Here is a 16,310-nt window from a genome sequence, read left to right as displayed (position 1 = left end):
TATGCTGAAATTGCACATTTTGCAGATCACGGAATCGAAGTTTCAGGAGATGTAAAAATCAATTTAGAGAAAATGATTGCTCGTAAACAAGCAGTTGTTGACCAAACTTCTGGAGGAGTGAAGTTTCTAATGGATAAAAACAAAATCACAGTTCTTGAAGGTTTGGGGTCATTTGTCGATGCCACACACGTGGCTATAGCCAAAGCAGATGGAACTTCAGAAACTATTGAAGCAAAAAACATCATTATTGCTACGGGTTCTAAACCATCGTCTTTGCCATTTATTAAAATAGACAAAGAAAGAATCATCACTTCAACCGAAGCTTTGAAACTAAAAGAAGTGCCAAAACATCTTGTCATCATTGGTGGTGGTGTTATTGGTATCGAATTAGGACAAGTCTATTTGCGATTGGGGGCGCAAGTTTCCGTAGTCGAATTTATGGATCGAATTATTCCAGGAATGGATGCTTCATTGTCTAAAGAATTGACCAAAGTTTTGAAAAAGCAAGGAATGAAATTCTACGTTTCCCACAAAGTGAAATCGGTTGAAAGAAATGGAGATAAGGTGACGGTTCAAGCCGAAAATGCAAAAGGAGAAACCATTACTCTTGAAGGGGATTATTCCTTGGTTTCTGTAGGTCGTCGTCCTTATACTGACGGTTTGAATGCTGATAAAGCAGGAGTAAAAATTTCAGATAGAGGACAAGTGGAAGTAAATGATCATTTACAAACAAATATTCCTAATATTTACGCAATTGGCGATGTAGTTCGTGGCGCTATGTTAGCACATAAAGCCGAAGAAGAAGGTACAATGGTAGCTGAAATATTAGCTGGACAAAAACCACACATTAATTATAACTTGATTCCTGGAGTTGTGTATACTTGGCCGGAAGTGGCTGCTGTTGGACAAACAGAAGAACAACTTAAAACTTCTGGAGTTGAATTCAAATCAGGAAGTTTTCCTTTCAAAGCATTAGGAAGAGCTAGAGCCAGTGGAGATTTAGATGGATTTGTAAAAATCCTTGCCGATGCAAAAACCGATGAAGTTTTGGGAGTTCATATGATTGGTGCTCGTTGTGCTGATTTGATTGCTGAAGCGGTAACTGCTATGGAATTCAAAGCATCAGCCGAAGATATTTCGAGAATGAGTCACGCACATCCTACTTTTGCTGAAGCAATAAAAGAAGCTGCATTGGCGGCAACGGATAATAGAGCGTTGCACGTTTAATTAGAAAATTAAATAGTTAAAAAAAACAAAACCCGTTCTTTCGAGCGGGTTTTGTTTTTAAACTTGTTTTTGATTAATTTATTTAACTGAAAATAAACTTTTGTAATTATCCCAATGTTTATAAATTAAAAAGAAGTTACCTAAAAACAAGAATATAGAAATTGGTAATGCTTGTGGTGTTAAGTAGTAATCAAGAAATAAAATATTGAGAATGATGGGTAAAATTAAAATGCTTGTCAGGGTTACATAACGATCAAGAATGAAAGATAATCCACAAAGCAATTCGATAAATTTTGCTAAAGGCATTAAATATACAGCAGAAACTAATCCTACATCAAAGGCTTTGAAGTTTCCATTGGCGGTAGGTTCTGGCATTAGTTTTAAAAAGTAACCGATAGATACAAAAAGAAGTAAAAGCCCAATTAAAGTTCGGATAATAATAGTAGTGGTTTTCATATTATATTGAATTATAGGTTAATAACACTATAAATTTATAAAAAATTAACTTTATACTTATAAATATTCAAGATTAATTTTACGATTTATTAATTTTTGAAACTTATTTTTTATGAATTATCAATTTGATATTTTATTTATTTTGCATCAAATAATCCTTTATAACTTTACCAATTAGTATAAATTAAAAATAAATTTCCTAAAAATAAAGCTGCGGCAATAGGGGTTCCTTCGGGCATTAAAAATACATTTATAAGTAAAATGTTTAATGAAATAGGCACTAAAATAATGGCTGAAATTTTAATAAATTTACCTGTAAGGAAAGATAATCCACAAAGAAGTTCGACTGATTTTGCAACAGGGAGTATATATTTTGTAGCCATAAATCCATCCATTACGGTTTTCATATCGCCAACGGGATTGGGGTGTTCTCCAAATTTAAAGAAATAAGAAAGAGAAGCAAACAGGAGTAAAAGGCCGATTAATAGCCGGACAATTAAAGTTGTAATTTTCATATTTGACTGTTTTTTAAGTTATTAATGTCATAAATATATAAAAAAATCTATTTAAAAATTGTCGTAATTTTGAATTTTAAAATAGCATAATCTTTTGAGAACATCAATCCTAAAAACATTAGATAATAAAAGCCAATTCAAAATTAAATTATTGAATTGGTCTCAACAATTTCGTGAAGTCATTTTTATGGATAGCAACGACTATCACCAGAATTATTCTAGCTATGATTATATTCTTGCGGTTGACTCATTTACTTCAATAAAAACAGATTTTATTAATGCTTTTGATGATTTAAAACAATATCATCAAGTTACCAAAGATTGGCTTTTTGGCTATTTATCATTCGATTTAAAAAATGATATTGAGGTTTTGCATTCCAATAATTTTGATGGATTGGATTTTCCAGATTTGTTTTTTTTTCAGCCTAAAAAAATATTTTTAGTTAAAGGAAATCAGCTTGAAATTCAATATCTCAATATGTGTGATGAAGAAGTAGAAGAGGATTTTGCTGCTATTCTAGAAACCCAAAATCCAGAAATCAAAATCAAAGATCCAATTACGATTGAACAACGAATTTCTAAAGAAAAATATCTCGAAAAAGTAACAAAAATATTAGATTATATTCATCGAGGTGATATTTATGAAGCTAATTTTTGTATGGAGTTTTATGCGCAAAATACGATGATTAATCCTTTGCGAAAATTTCAAAAATTGAACGAAATTTCAAAACCACCACTGGCTGTTTTTCTCAAAAACAACAAACATTTTTTACTTTGTGCTTCTCCAGAAAGATATTTAAAAAAAGTTGGAGAACAACTTATTTCTCAGCCAATAAAAGGAACATCCAAACGATTTCTTGATTCTATAGAAGATGAAAAATCTAAAAACAAGTTAGCTAATGACACGAAAGAACGTGCCGAAAATATTATGATTGCCGACTTAGTTCGAAATGATTTGTCTAAAACAGCGCAAAAAGGTTCAGTAAAAGTGGAGGAATTATGTGGCATTTATTCTTTCGAACAAGTTCATCAAATGATTTCGACTATTACTTCAAAATTAGACGATAAATATTCTGTCATTGAGGCTATTAAGACAACTTTTCCAATGGGAAGTATGACGGGAACTCCTAAGGTTTCTGTGATGAAAATTATTGAAGAAATGGAAGAAACAAAAAGAGGTTTATATAGTGGAGCCGTTGGTTATTTCACGCCAACTGGAGATTTTGATTTCAATGTGGTGATTCGAAGTATTCTGTACAATCAAGAAAATAAATATGTTTCTTTTTCTGTAGGAAGTGCCATAACTACGCAATCTGTTCCTGAAAAAGAGTATGAAGAATGTTTACTCAAGGCAAAAGCAATGCGTGAAGTTTTAAGCTAAATTCATTGGAAATAACTAAATTTGAAAATGCAACAAAAATTCCAGAACCACATACTCAAAAATTTCACTTTTCTAAACGGAAAAAAACTCCTTTTGGCAACAAGTGGCGGCTTGGATAGTATGGTAATGGCAGATTTGTTTCGTAAAATGAATTTTGAAATTGCGATTGCTCATTGCAATTTTCAACTTCGTGGACTAGAAAGTTTTGGAGACCAGAATTTCGTTCAAGATTTTGCAGAAACTAATAAAATTCAGTCTTTTATAACTCAGTTTGATACTGAGGCTTTCGCCAAAGATTATAAACTTTCTACTCAAGTTGCCGCTCGTGAACTTCGTTATAGCTGGTTTTATGAATTATTGGAAACCAAAAACTACGACTATATTCTAACAGCTCATCACGCAGACGACAATTTGGAAACTTTTCTCATCCATCTTGTTAGAGGAACCGGATTAGATGGTTTGACTGGAATTCCAGCTCAGAACGACAAAGTTATTCGCCCTTTTTTGATTTTTTCACGTCAGGAAATAGAAAATTATGCCAAAACAAATACTATCGAATGGAGAGAAGATAGCAGTAATGCCTCTGATAAATATTTGAGAAATAAAATTAGGCATAATTTAGTTCCCGTTTTGAAGGAATTAAATCCTGATTTTCTTTCCACTTTTCAAAAAACACAAAACTATTTGCAAGAATCACAAACAATGGTCGAAGATGCATCGATTATGGTTTATCAGCAAGTGGCAAAGGAAATTGGAGATAATATTCATTTTGATTTGGATCAATTGAAAAAATTGCCCAATTACAAGTCCTATTTGTATCATTGGCTCAACGAATTTGGGTTCTCGGCTTGGGACGACATTTATGATTTGGTTGAAAGTCAATCCGGTAAACTGGTGTTCTCAGATGGATTTCGATTGTTGAAAAACAGAAATTTTTTAATCTTGAGTCCATTAAAATCAATTAATGAAAACGAAGAATATTTTATCGAAAAGAAACAAAAAGAAGTTAAAATTCCCATAAATCTTTCGTTTTGTAACATAGATGACATTTCCATAGAATCAAATTCAACTATATTTGTAAACGAAGATAAGTTACAATTTCCGCTAGTTTTGCGCCATTGGATAGAAGGAGATGTTTTTCAACCTTTCGGAATGGAAGGAAAGTCAAAAAAAGTTAGCAAGTTCTTCAAGGACGAAAAATTATCTTTGATTGAAAAAGAAAATACTTGGCTTTTATGTTCTGGAAATCAAATCGTTTGGATTATTGGAATTCGACAAGACGAGCGTTTTAAAATTGAAAATTCAACAAAAAATATACTTAAAATACAATTAGAAGAATGAGAAAAATTATTTTTTTATTGGTTGCTTTTTTGGCTTTCGCCAAAGGAAATTCGCAAATTCTTGATCCAGTAAAATGGACTACTAAAATTGAAAAGAAATCAGAGACTAATTATTTACTGACTTTCAATGGAGTTATAGAGAATGATTGGCATATGTATTCGCAATTTACTCCAGATGGAGGACCATTGCCAATGGAAGTTATTTTTAAAAATCAGGATGGAAATTTCAAATTAATAGGCAAGGCCAAAGAAGGAAAAACTACCACAGCCTATAATGATGTTTTTGAAGTAAACGAGACTTTCTTTGTCAAGAATGCCAAAATTCAGCAAGAGATTTCAATAACAAATCCAAAAATTTCAAAAATTGAAGTTGCCTTAAATTATCAGGTTTGTAAAGAATCGTGCATTAATTTAGAGAAAAAATTCACGTTCACAATTCCTTCAGTTGCGATTGTAAAGTCTGAAGAAAAAGTGGTGAAAATTGATACTGCTGTAACAGAAGCAGTAATTTCAAAATCGGAAACTAGCAAGAAAACAGAAACACCATTATTAAAAACGGAAGTTATTCCATCAAAAGAAGTTGCACAAAAAGGATTGTTGTCTATATTTTTTCTTTCATTTTTAGGGGGGTTATTAGCTCTACTAACACCTTGTGTTTTTCCGATGATCCCAATGACGGTAAGTTTTTTTACAAAACAAAGTAAAACAAGAGCTGCCGGAATTAGAAATGCAATTATTTATGGGATTTCGATTATTATAATTTATGTGTTATTAGGTACAATTGTAACAGCCGTTTTTGGTGCGGATGCATTGAATAAAATGGCTACAAATGTTTATTTTAATTTAATTTTCTTCTTATTATTAGTGATTTTTGCAGCTTCTTTTCTAGGAGCATTCGAAATTATGTTACCAAATTCTTGGGCAAACAAAGTTGACAAGCAAGCTGATAAAGGTGGAATTATTGGTATTTTATTTATGGCATTGGCGTTAGCCATAGTTTCATTTTCTTGTACAGGACCAATTGTAGGGGATATATTATTTGCCTCTGCCTCTAAAGGTGGAATTGGGCCAGTTGTTGGAATGCTGGGCTTTTCATCAGCACTTGCTTTGCCATTTATGTTGTTTGCTTTTTTCCCAAGTTGGTTACATTCCTTACCAAAATCAGGCGGATGGCTCAACACCGTAAAAGTAGTTTTAGGGTTTTTAGAATTAGCATTAGCCTTCAAATTTTTGTCGAATGCTGATTTGGTTTTGCAATTGCATTTATTGGAAAGAGAAGTTTTCTTGGCGATTTGGATTGCTGTTTTTGGAGCATTGGCACTCTATTTATTTGGAAAAATCACTTTGCCACACGACAGTCCATTGACACATCTTTCTGTAGGAAGATTGTCTTTGGGATTAGTAGTTTTATCTTTTACAATTTATATGATCCCGGGACTTTGGGGAGCACCATTAAAATTGATAAATGCTTTTCCGCCACCAATGGAATATAGCGAAAGCCCACTTGGATTTGGTAGTTCAGGAAATAAAACTTCAACGGCAATTTTACCAAATGGAGCAAAACTAGGCCCTCATCAAATAGTGTTTTTTGATGATTATGATAAAGGTTTGGCTTATGCCAAAACAGTGAACAAACCCATCATGCTCGATTTTACTGGATTTGCCTGCGTGAATTGCCGAAAAATGGAAAACAACGTTTGGTCTGATAAAAAAATATTGCCTATTCTAAATAATGAGGTTGTACTTATTTCTTTATACGTTGACGACAAGCGTGATTTGCCAAAAAACGAACAGTTCACTTCTAAAACTACTGGTTCTGATATTGAAACTATTGGAGATAAATGGACTGATTTTATGATTTCAAAATACAAAACCAATACGCAACCCTTGTATGTTTTGACTGACTTAAACGGAAATAGTTTGAATGAAACTACACCAACTATAAGTTACATAAGTGTTGAAGAATATGAAAATTGGTTAAAAACAGGTATTTCAAAATTCAAGAAATAAAAAAAACATAATTTATTAAAGCTTCCAGCCTTCAAAAGGCTAGAGCTTTATAATTTAATCCTCCATTTTACTTAGAATATTTCGAAGTGTTTTCACCAGAAAAACAGCATTTTCTTTGGTAAAGCACATTGGCGGTTTTATTTTAAGAATATTGTAATAATCGCCTGTTGGATAAATAATTATTCCTCGTTGTTTCATTGCTTCCGAAACCCATAATGCCTTTTGACTGTCTGGTTTTCTGGATTTTTTATCGGTAACTAAATCAACTCCCAAATACATTGCGTGACCATAAACGGCACCAACGCTTTCGTATTCATCTATTAATTTTTCTAATTCTTGTTTTAAATAATTTCCAACAACAGCTGCGTTTTCTTGAAGTTTTTCCTCTTCGATAACATCCAAAACAGCATTGGCAATCTGGCAAGAAACAGGATTTCCTGCAAAAGTATTGAAGTAAGTATATTTTTTTCGATAGGCATCAGCAATTTCTTGAGTTGTAACCACTGCCGAAATTGGATGTCCATTGCCCATTGGTTTTCCTAGAGTTACAATGTCTGGCAGAACATTTTCTTTTTGAAATCCCCAAAAGTGACTTCCCATCCGACCAAAACCAATTTGCACTTCATCGGCAATACAAACTCCTCCAGCTTTGTGGACGTGTTCGTAAACTTTTTTCAAATAGTCTTTTGGCATTTCGACACCACCGCCAGAACCTAACAAAGATTCCGAAATAAAAGCTGCAATGCCTCGTCCTTGAGATTTGATAAAACTGATTTTATCTTGAGCATCTTGCGAATAAAGTTCAGAAACATTGGGAGTTTCATTAGAATATTTTCCCCTAAAAGTATTGGGTTGAATTAATGGATGTGTGAAAGGACGAACACTTTTTGAAGCCGTAGGATTGTCCATCAAATTCGTGCTAATTTCATCAACGGCAGTTGTATTTCCGTGATATTCACCGTCAATTACCAGAATATCATTTTGATTTGTATAGGCTCTTGCTAATCGCAAAGCCAAATCATTGGCTTCACTTCCAGTGCAAGTGTAAAAAATTACTTGTAAAGATTTAGGGAAATATTTCAATAATCGCTCTGCATAATTGATGTTATCTTCATACAAAAAGCGAGCATTGGTATTCAGTTTTTGCAATTGTTTTGTGGCGGCATCAACCACTTTTGGGTGAGAATGTCCAATATGTGCCACGTTGTTTATGGCATCCAAATACACACGACCATCATCGGCAATTAGATATTGTTTCCAACCTCTAACCAAATTCATAGGTTCTTGATAATAATATTCTTGTGCTTGTTGAATTACTTTTGCTCTGCGATTTTCTAGGGTTTCTTTTTCTATTGTAAATTTTGATTCTATTCCTAAAAAAGCAGATGGATCAGATGATACTATTTCCCAACCAATACTTTCACTGGGTAAGCAAAATTGTGGAGCAACTCCTGAGCTATCTATCTGAATGAAGACGTGTGATGGAAATGAAGAATTTGAATTTTCGGATAAAATTGTACCTAAAGATTCACCTTGTTTAATTGACATTCCTTCTTTTAAATCAGTTTCAATTCCATATAAATAAAGGTAAAAATTCTCTATTTTGAAAATACATTTAGCATCAATTTTATTCACAAAAGTCAAGGTAGTTGGAGAAAAAATCGTTGTTCCAGCTGGTGCGAAAACATAAATTCCCAACGCAATGGTTTCTGTTTCTTTTGGATTTGATTCGAAAGGTTTTAAGATGGAAGTTTTGTAAATCGTTCGCCCAAAACCATTTTTTAATTGGTTTTTTATATTGTTTTTGCATTGTTCCAAATTGTTCCAAGCACCATCATTATATATTTCAGATGACGGACTAATGTCAATTATTTCAGGAATTTTATTGTTTCCAAATATTGATTTTATTTTTTCGGTTTCTAAAAAATGCTGAATTTTTTCACCTTCATCCGATTCCATTTTGCACGCTTTAAGGAATAGGGCAGTAGCGAAATCTTTTTTTTCAGAACTCAATTGATGAAACATTTCACGGTCGGCAATGGCTTGTTTTTGTACATATTCATTATCAGGTTCCATAGATAATTGTCTAGCCGAAGCACCTACAATTGTGGCTGAACGTAATTGAATCAAAGGATATAATAATAGAATTTCCTCTTTGGTTAAAGGAAAAACTTCGTGATAAGATTGAATTACTTCAAAAGCATCGGCAAATGGTGTTGGACTTCCAGTCATTGCAGATTCTAAAACCATAACAGCTAATTCTCCGATTGTCCACGAAAGACATACATCTCCAAAATCGATAATTCCCTGAATTTTTTCGCCAGAAGCATTCAATAAAAGATTGTATCGTGTCAAATCAGCGTGAATTACACTTTTACGGACTTTGGAAATGTCATTAATTTTTGTTTTCCAATTTTCCATAATAGAAAAAATACTGTTTTTTGTCTTTTCGTCTTCGACAAAAGTGACCCAGTTTTCTAACAAGGATGCTGATTGTTGTAAATCCCATTGAATTGGGCGTTCTGCAGCTTCGTGGGAAAATGTAGCAAGTTGTTTGGAAATACTACCCACAAATTTTCCCATACTTTGCAAAAAATCTTTCGAGCGAAACGGAATAGTAGAAAGCATAGTTCCTTCAAGAAAATTCAAGACCCTCCACCAATGTTTTGCTACGAAAATCATTTGTTTTCCATCCTTGGTAAGAATTACTTTTGGAATGGTATCAGCATAAAGATGTTCAACTACTTTGTTTTGCAGGTCAAGCCAAGACTCGGGAGTTTCAATATTGGCAATTTTCAATACAAATTTTTCTCCATTGGAATTTCGAACCAAAAAGTTTTGGTCAAGATAACTGTCTAATGGTTTTATAATTTCAGTAATTCCCCATTCTTTTTCTAAAACAGCAAGAGCTTCTTCTCTTGAAAATGTTGGGCAGGTTGTAATATCCATATTGATGATTTATTTTGTTGTAAAAAAATACAATTATTAATCTTGTATTTAAAGCATAAAATAAAGAATTATTTGTTATTTTTACAAATACTTTATTTGTTTTTTGTAAAATAAACAAAATAAATGTTTTTTTAGAAAATTTATGAACTTATTTAGCAAAAAAAAACACTCTAAAAACGAATTTTTAGAGTGTTTAAATTAATTTTTTAAAGTGAATTACAAATACTCTCCGTGTTGAGAAATATCTAATCCTAGTTCTTCTTTTTCTTCAGAAACTCTTAAAGGAGTGATTTTATTTACAATATAAAATAATGCATATGATACAGTAAATGCAAATATTGATACAATTACTAACGCTTTCAATTGTGTTAAAAATAGTGTTGCATCTCCGTAAATTAATCCTTGATGAGCACCAACAGCTGAATTTACAGCATTAGAAGCGAATACACCAGTTAGAAGCATTCCTACCATTCCGCCAACACCGTGACAAGCAAAAACATCAAGAGCGTCATCAATTTTATTACCTTTATGAACCAATGTTACTACAAGATTGCTAATTACACCCGCAATTAGACCAATCGCAATAGAAGACGGAATAGTAACGAATCCGGCAGCTGGAGTGATAGCTACTAATCCTACAACAGCACCAATACAAGCTCCCATTGCAGAAAGTTTATGCCCAAGAATTTTATCAAGAAACACCCATCCCATTGCTGCTGCAGCTGCTGCAACAGTTGTAGTTCCTAAAGCTTGTGCAGCAAGGCTACTTGCTCTTAAGGCTGAACCTGCGTTAAAGCCAAACCAACCAAACCATAATAAACCAGTACCTAATAATACATAAGTAATACGAGCAGGATTTGGTTTTTGACCTTTTCTTTTTCCTAAGAAAATAGCTCCAGCAAGAGCTGCCCAACCTGCACTCATGTGCACTACAGTACCTCCAGCAAAATCTAATACACCCCATCCGAAAAACAATCCGTCAGGATGCCATGTCATATGACATAATGGAGTATAAACGAATATTATGAACAAAACCATAAATAATAAATAGGCCCAAAAACGAACACGTTCAGCAATTGCTCCAGTTATTAACGCAGGAGTAATGATGGCAAATTTTGCTTGAAATAAAGCAAATAATATAAATGGAATAGTTGGTGCTAATTCCCAAGCTGAATTGGCACTTACTCCTTGAAAAAATATATTAGATGATGGATTGCCAATTATACCGTGAATCGAAGGCCCAAAACATAAACCAAATCCAATTACAACCCATAATATTGTTACAATTATCATAGCCATAAAACTTTGTAGCATTGTACTGATAACGTTCTTTTTTCCTACCATACCCCCGTAAAAAAAGCCAAGTCCAGGAGTCATTATTAGAACTAGAGCAGTTGCAACAATCATCCATGCAGTATCGCCAGTATCTAATTTTAGAGGAATTACATGTGCTCCCAATGTAGTAGTTTCAGGAAATAGATAAATTGAAAAAACGGATAATACTAAAATTGTGATTAGAATCACACTTAAAATTATTTTTCGCATAGTTTTTAGTTTGAATTTTTTCACAAAAATATATAAAATGGATTTACACCCCCTGAAAAACATCTATATTGTTTGAATTTTTATGAATATTTCAATACACACCCCCATTGAATTCACTAGTGAATAAAAAAATAGGGCTATTTTTTTGAATTCAATAATATTTAACTTAGAGTAGGGTAAACATTTCATCGAACTTGACAAAATTTGTTAAACTCTATAAATAAAAAACCTGGCCTTAATAATAAAGGCCAGGTTGATATTAATCTATTATAAAACAAATGATATTTATTTACATCACTAATCGTTGTAACAGTTCGTACCGTGTTCGTGAATATCTAAACCATCTATTTCTTCTTCTTTGGTTACTCGAATTCCCATAGTTTTTTTCAAGATAAATAAAACTACAAACGAAGCTCCCATAGCCCAAGCAACGATTGCTCCAACACCTGTAAGTTGAACAATTAATTTATCAAATCCTCCACCGTAAAATAATCCACCATCTGTAGCAAAAAGACCAACTAATATAGTTCCTAAAGCTCCGCAAACACCGTGAACAGATACTGCTCCAACTGGATCGTCGATTTTTAATTTTTTATCAATAAATTCAATTGAAAATACTACTGCAATTCCACAGATAAGGCCAATAAATAAAGCTCCAACAGGACTTACTGCAGCACAACCAGCAGTTACACCAACTAATCCAGCTAATACGCCATTTAGAGTCATTGAAATATCTGGTTTTTTGTAAAATATCCAAGTTACAAACATCGCAGCTAAAGCACCAATAGCACCAGCTAAATTTGTAGTAATGAATATTTTGGCTACTGCAAAAGCATTATCTCCTGAGATAGCTAGTTGAGATCCTGGATTGAACCCAAACCAGCCTAACCACAAGATAAATACCCCTAGCGCTCCTAACATAATACTATGACCAGGTATTGCATTTGATTTTCCGTCTGTATATTTTCCAATTCTAGGTCCAACCATTGCAGCGGCTACTAATGAAGCAGCTCCTCCAACAGCATGAACTACAGTTGATCCAGCAAAATCAGTAAACCCCATTTTGTTAAGCCATCCGCCAGTATTCCATACCCAGCTTCCTGAAATTGGGTAGATTATTAATGTCATTAATAAAGAGAAAATTAAATAGGTAGAAAATTTAGTTCTTTCAGCAATTGCTCCAGAAACAATTGTTGCAGCTGTAGCGGCAAAAACTGTTTGAAAAAACAAACTATGCATATCTTTAGCACTATCAAAAAAAGCATATTGACTAATATCTCCAATAAACCCTGTTGAATCTCCGTACATTAAGGAATATCCTACTGCCCAAAAAGCAAGGCTTCCGATACAGAAATCCATTAAATTTTTCATTATTATATTTCCTGTGTTTTTTGATCTTGTGAATCCAGTTTCAACAAGCGTGAAACCAGCTTGCATAAAAAACACTAAACTTCCGGCGATTAACACCCACATTAAGTCCATAGCTCCGTTCGTATCCATAATATATATTTTTATTTGTTAGTTTTTTTAGTTGGTTGGTTGATTAGTTGACAGCGTCTGTTCCGTTTTCTTTTGTTCTGATTCTGTATGTGTCAATAATATCTGAAATAAATATTTTTCCATCTCCGACCATTCCTGTGTAAGCGGTTTTTAAAATTGCTTCGACTGTTCTTTCTAAAAAAGGATCCGATACTACTATTGATAAATATCTTCTTTGTATGTCAGTGGTACTGTATGTTATACCTCTGTATACATGGCCTTCTTTTTCATTTCCTACACCGGTAACGTCCCAGTAGGTGAAAAAATTGACTTCGATTTGATGTAAAGCTTCTTTAACATCGTCAAATTTTGATTTTCGAATAATTGCTTCGATTTTTTTCATAAATAATTAGTTTTGGATTAATAACTTTTTTAAAACTTAAAACAGGTTTTTTGTCTCTTTTTTGGTTTTAAATTTTGATAAAAGTATAAATCTATTTTAAACCCCAATAAAAAAAGGGGTATATTTGTTTATTTTTATTAAATAAACATTTTACACCCCGTAATTTTACGGGGAGGCAAAAAAAGATAGGGGCAAATTTGTAATTTAAAAACGATTGTTTTTAGAAAAGAGAGTTTAATTGAACAATCAATTGTTCTAAATCTTCATTTTTATGATTGGCAGTAATAACAATTCGATTGAGTTTGCCTGAGGCATTTGTGTATTTGAAAGAAGTGGTTATGATTTTATTTTCTAATAATTTTTTTGAGAAATCAGTATCATCAAAATAAATAACAGGAAAGTCTGGATGAAACGTAAATTTCTCTCTATTTTTAAAATGAATATTTATGTAGTCGAGATTTTGTTGTAATTTTTGTTTTTGTAAAAGGTAAATATATTGCGCATTGCAATAGGTTTCTAAAAATGCTGGGTTCATTCCCGAAGCTCCAATAAAACAAGATTGGTTTCGTATTTCGGATATAAATGAATAATTACCAGCAATAACACCGCCAGTAATCCCGATTGCTTTTCCTAAAGAAGCAATTTTAATTATATTGATATTTTCTTTTTTAAGCAGATTTTGCCATTCAAATCCAAGAATCCCAATGCTATTTGACTCATCAATAACCAAGTTAATTTTCTTTTCTTTTGGAATGGAAAGTAAGATACTTAAATCAATAGGTTCTACATATTGAGATGGAACAGCATCAGTTAAAACGCTTATTGTTGAAATATTTTCGTCAAATAATTTAGTATTTAACTCTCCGTTTATAATTATAGGTAAGCTTGGAGGATTCATCAATGCAGGATGTGCATCTGCAAAATGAAACATTGCATCAGTAGTTTTTGAAAGATGTTCTACTACTAATTTTCCAGCTAGCATTCCAGAAGAAACAGTTAAGGATGCTTCAGTACCAATATTTTTTGCCAATAATTTTTCGGCAGTTTCATAAATAGATAGCTTTATATTTGAATTTCGAGAACTTCCATAAGAAGTTCCCCATTTCTTGATGCTTTCAAAAAGTATGTTTTGAAATTCAATATTGGTAGACATTCCTAAATAATTGGTGCCGCCAAAATATAAATATTCAACACCTTCAATTATAATTTTTCGATCCGGGAATTCATTTACAATCATTATTTAGAAATTAAAGTAACTCCAGTTCCATTTAATTCGGAGTATTTTATGATACCGTCAGAAATAGTTATTCCTGTTGCAATGTCTTCTGCCAATAATAACCCTCCATCCATATCAACAAAATCTAACTGGGGCAATAAATGGGCAATCGCCGAAATTCCAACTGTAGATTCCGTCATACAACCTACCATAGTTTTCATACCCAATTTTTTTGCCTGTGAAATCATTCTTCGAGCAGGAGTCAGTCCACCACATTTTACCAATTTTACATTAACCCCGTGAAAATGATTGTGACATTTGGCTACATCTTCTTCGATAATACAACTTTCGTCAGCTATAATTGGCAAAACTGAATTTTTAAAAAGTTCTCTGTGTCCTTCCCAATTGTCCGCTTTCAAAGGTTGCTCTAGGAATTCAACACCCAATTTTTTTAGTTCAATGGCATTATTTAAAGCTTCAGCAACTGTCCAACCGCAATTGGCATCAATTCTGAAAATGGCATTGGTGTGTTTTCTTAATTCGGTTACTATGGCAATATCTTCTTTGGTTCCCAATTTGATTTTATAGATTGGCCAAGGCAATTCCTTCATTTTAGAAACCATTTTTTCGATCGTGTCAATGCCAATAGTGTAATCGGTCATTGGATTATTATCTGTTGAATAACCCCATAATTGGTAGAGTTTTTCCCCTTTTTTGCGAGCATATAAATCATTGTAAGCCATATCTAAAGCACAAAGTGCAAACATATCATTCTTTAAATATTGATATGCTTTTTGCCAAAATTCTTCTGGAGTTTCATTAGTGACACTTTCGATAAATGGAATTATTTTTTCCAAATTTTGTTTCATAGAATCAACCGTAATTTTGTAATACGGATTTGATGTAGCTTCCCCAAATCCAGAATAGCCTTCACTTTGCAATTCGACTATTAACGATGGCTGAATGGTGTGTGATTCTCTTGAAATTGTGAAAGGATGCTTTAATTTAAGATTGAATGTTCGAAGTATTACTTTCATTTTTATGACTTTTTTCTAGATAAATGTTTAATTTATAACAAAGGAAATTAATAATAATCAGTTTGCAAACTAAAAGGCGAAGTAAATTTCATTTTGAAAGGAAATTTAGATTAAATTTAGATTTTTAATTTTCGTATATGCTAGTAAAAGTTTTTGGAAGTGCTGTTTTTGGTGTGGAAGCCACAACAATCACTGTAGAAGTTAATATTGACAAAGGCATTGGATACCATTTAGTTGGTTTGCCAGACAATGCAATTAAGGAAAGCAGTTATAGAATAGCGGCTGCACTCAAAAATAATGGTTATTCTATGCCTGGCAAAAAAATCACTATCAATATGGCTCCAGCCGATTTGAGAAAAGAAGGTTCGGCTTATGATTTGACTTTAGCAATTGGTATTCTGGTTGCTTCTTCTCAAATTAAAGGGGATACTATTGACCAATATATTATAATGGGAGAACTTTCTCTCGACGGAGGTTTGCAGCCCATTCGTGGTGCTTTACCCATTGCTATAAAAGCGAAAGAAGAAGGATTTAAAGGTTTTTTCCTTCCCATTCAAAACGTGAAAGAAGCTGCAATTGTTACAGGTTTAGATGTTTATGGTGTTGAAAATATTCAGCAAGTTATTGATTTCCTTGAAGGAAAAGGAACGTTAGAACCTACAATAATTGACACCAGAGCTGAATTTTATCAAACCTTAGATTTTCCTGAATTCGATTTTAGTGATGTGAAAGGACAAGAAAGCATTAAGCGT

At 32.9% G+C, this 16,310-nt stretch carries 13 protein-coding genes; 5 read left to right on the top strand and 8 right to left on the bottom strand.

Going from position 1 to position 16,310, the window contains the following annotated elements; translation table 11 throughout:
- Positions 1-1,227 (top strand): dihydrolipoyl dehydrogenase (gene lpdA, locus PHC28_RS06175; protein WP_300097367.1); only part of this gene is annotated, 1,227 nt, incomplete at its 5' end.
- A gap of 78 nt (positions 1,228-1,305) precedes the next feature.
- Here the strand turns inward: lpdA and PHC28_RS06170 are convergent.
- Entirely contained in the window at positions 1,306-1,683 is a 378-nt protein-coding gene (locus PHC28_RS06170; RefSeq protein ID WP_300097365.1) for a DoxX family protein, read from the bottom strand.
- 167 nt (positions 1,684-1,850) lie between these two features.
- Positions 1,851-2,198, bottom strand: coding sequence for a DoxX family membrane protein (locus tag PHC28_RS06165; RefSeq protein WP_300097362.1), 348 nt, complete (start codon positions 2,196-2,198; stop codon positions 1,851-1,853).
- 94 nt (positions 2,199-2,292) lie between these two features.
- Here PHC28_RS06165 and PHC28_RS06160 point away from each other — a divergent pair, with 94 nt between their 5' ends.
- From PHC28_RS06160 to PHC28_RS06150, 3 genes are read left to right on the top strand one after another with little or no spacing between them, the layout of a single operon-like run.
- Positions 2,293-3,579 (top strand): anthranilate synthase component I family protein, encoded by a 1,287-nt coding sequence (locus PHC28_RS06160; RefSeq protein WP_300097359.1) that lies wholly within the window; start codon positions 2,293-2,295, stop codon positions 3,577-3,579.
- A gap of 27 nt (positions 3,580-3,606) precedes the next feature.
- Positions 3,607-4,920, top strand: coding sequence for a tRNA lysidine(34) synthetase TilS (gene tilS, locus PHC28_RS06155; protein ID WP_300097357.1), 1,314 nt, complete (start codon positions 3,607-3,609; stop codon positions 4,918-4,920).
- Positions 4,917-6,929: a thioredoxin family protein gene (locus PHC28_RS06150; protein WP_300097355.1), complete on the top strand. Its 2,013-nt coding sequence runs from the start codon at positions 4,917-4,919 to the stop codon at positions 6,927-6,929. Before tilS ends, PHC28_RS06150 begins: the two co-directional genes overlap by 4 nt.
- Before the next feature lie 54 nt (positions 6,930-6,983).
- On the opposite strand, the gene PHC28_RS06145 is transcribed toward PHC28_RS06150, so the two are convergent.
- From PHC28_RS06145 to PHC28_RS06120, 6 genes are all read right to left on the bottom strand, one after another.
- The gene (locus PHC28_RS06145) at positions 6,984-9,878 is read right to left on the bottom strand and encodes an aminotransferase class III-fold pyridoxal phosphate-dependent enzyme (protein WP_300097353.1); all 2,895 of its coding nucleotides are present in this window, start codon (positions 9,876-9,878) and stop codon (positions 6,984-6,986) included.
- A 216-nt stretch (positions 9,879-10,094) separates the two neighbouring features.
- A complete protein-coding gene (locus tag PHC28_RS06140) occupies positions 10,095-11,423 on the bottom strand; it encodes an ammonium transporter (protein ID WP_300097351.1) in 1,329 nt (442 codons plus the stop codon).
- Positions 11,424-11,720: 297 nt separating this feature from the next.
- Positions 11,721-12,923, bottom strand: a complete 1,203-nt coding sequence (locus PHC28_RS06135; RefSeq protein WP_300097349.1) for an ammonium transporter — start codon at positions 12,921-12,923, stop codon at positions 11,721-11,723.
- Between the two features lie 43 nt (positions 12,924-12,966).
- Positions 12,967-13,305: a P-II family nitrogen regulator gene (locus PHC28_RS06130; protein ID WP_300097347.1), complete on the bottom strand. Its 339-nt coding sequence runs from the start codon at positions 13,303-13,305 to the stop codon at positions 12,967-12,969.
- 220 nt (positions 13,306-13,525) lie between these two features.
- Positions 13,526-14,542: an aminotransferase class I/II-fold pyridoxal phosphate-dependent enzyme gene (locus PHC28_RS06125; RefSeq protein WP_300097345.1), complete on the bottom strand. Its 1,017-nt coding sequence runs from the start codon at positions 14,540-14,542 to the stop codon at positions 13,526-13,528.
- Entirely contained in the window at positions 14,542-15,558 is a 1,017-nt protein-coding gene (locus PHC28_RS06120; protein WP_300097343.1) for a dipeptide epimerase, read from the bottom strand. The genes PHC28_RS06125 and PHC28_RS06120 overlap by 1 nt, the downstream gene beginning before the upstream one ends.
- Positions 15,559-15,695: 137 nt before the next feature.
- On the opposite strand from PHC28_RS06120, the gene PHC28_RS06115 reads away from it, so the two are divergent.
- A partial coding sequence (locus PHC28_RS06115) for a magnesium chelatase domain-containing protein (RefSeq protein ID WP_300097341.1) occupies positions 15,696-16,310 on the top strand: 615 nt, incomplete at its 3' end.

This window comes from Flavobacterium sp., assembly GCF_028712645.1.
Lineage (GTDB): Bacteria > Bacteroidota > Bacteroidia > Flavobacteriales > Flavobacteriaceae > Flavobacterium.
This window is presented reverse-complemented; position numbering and strand designations above follow the sequence as displayed.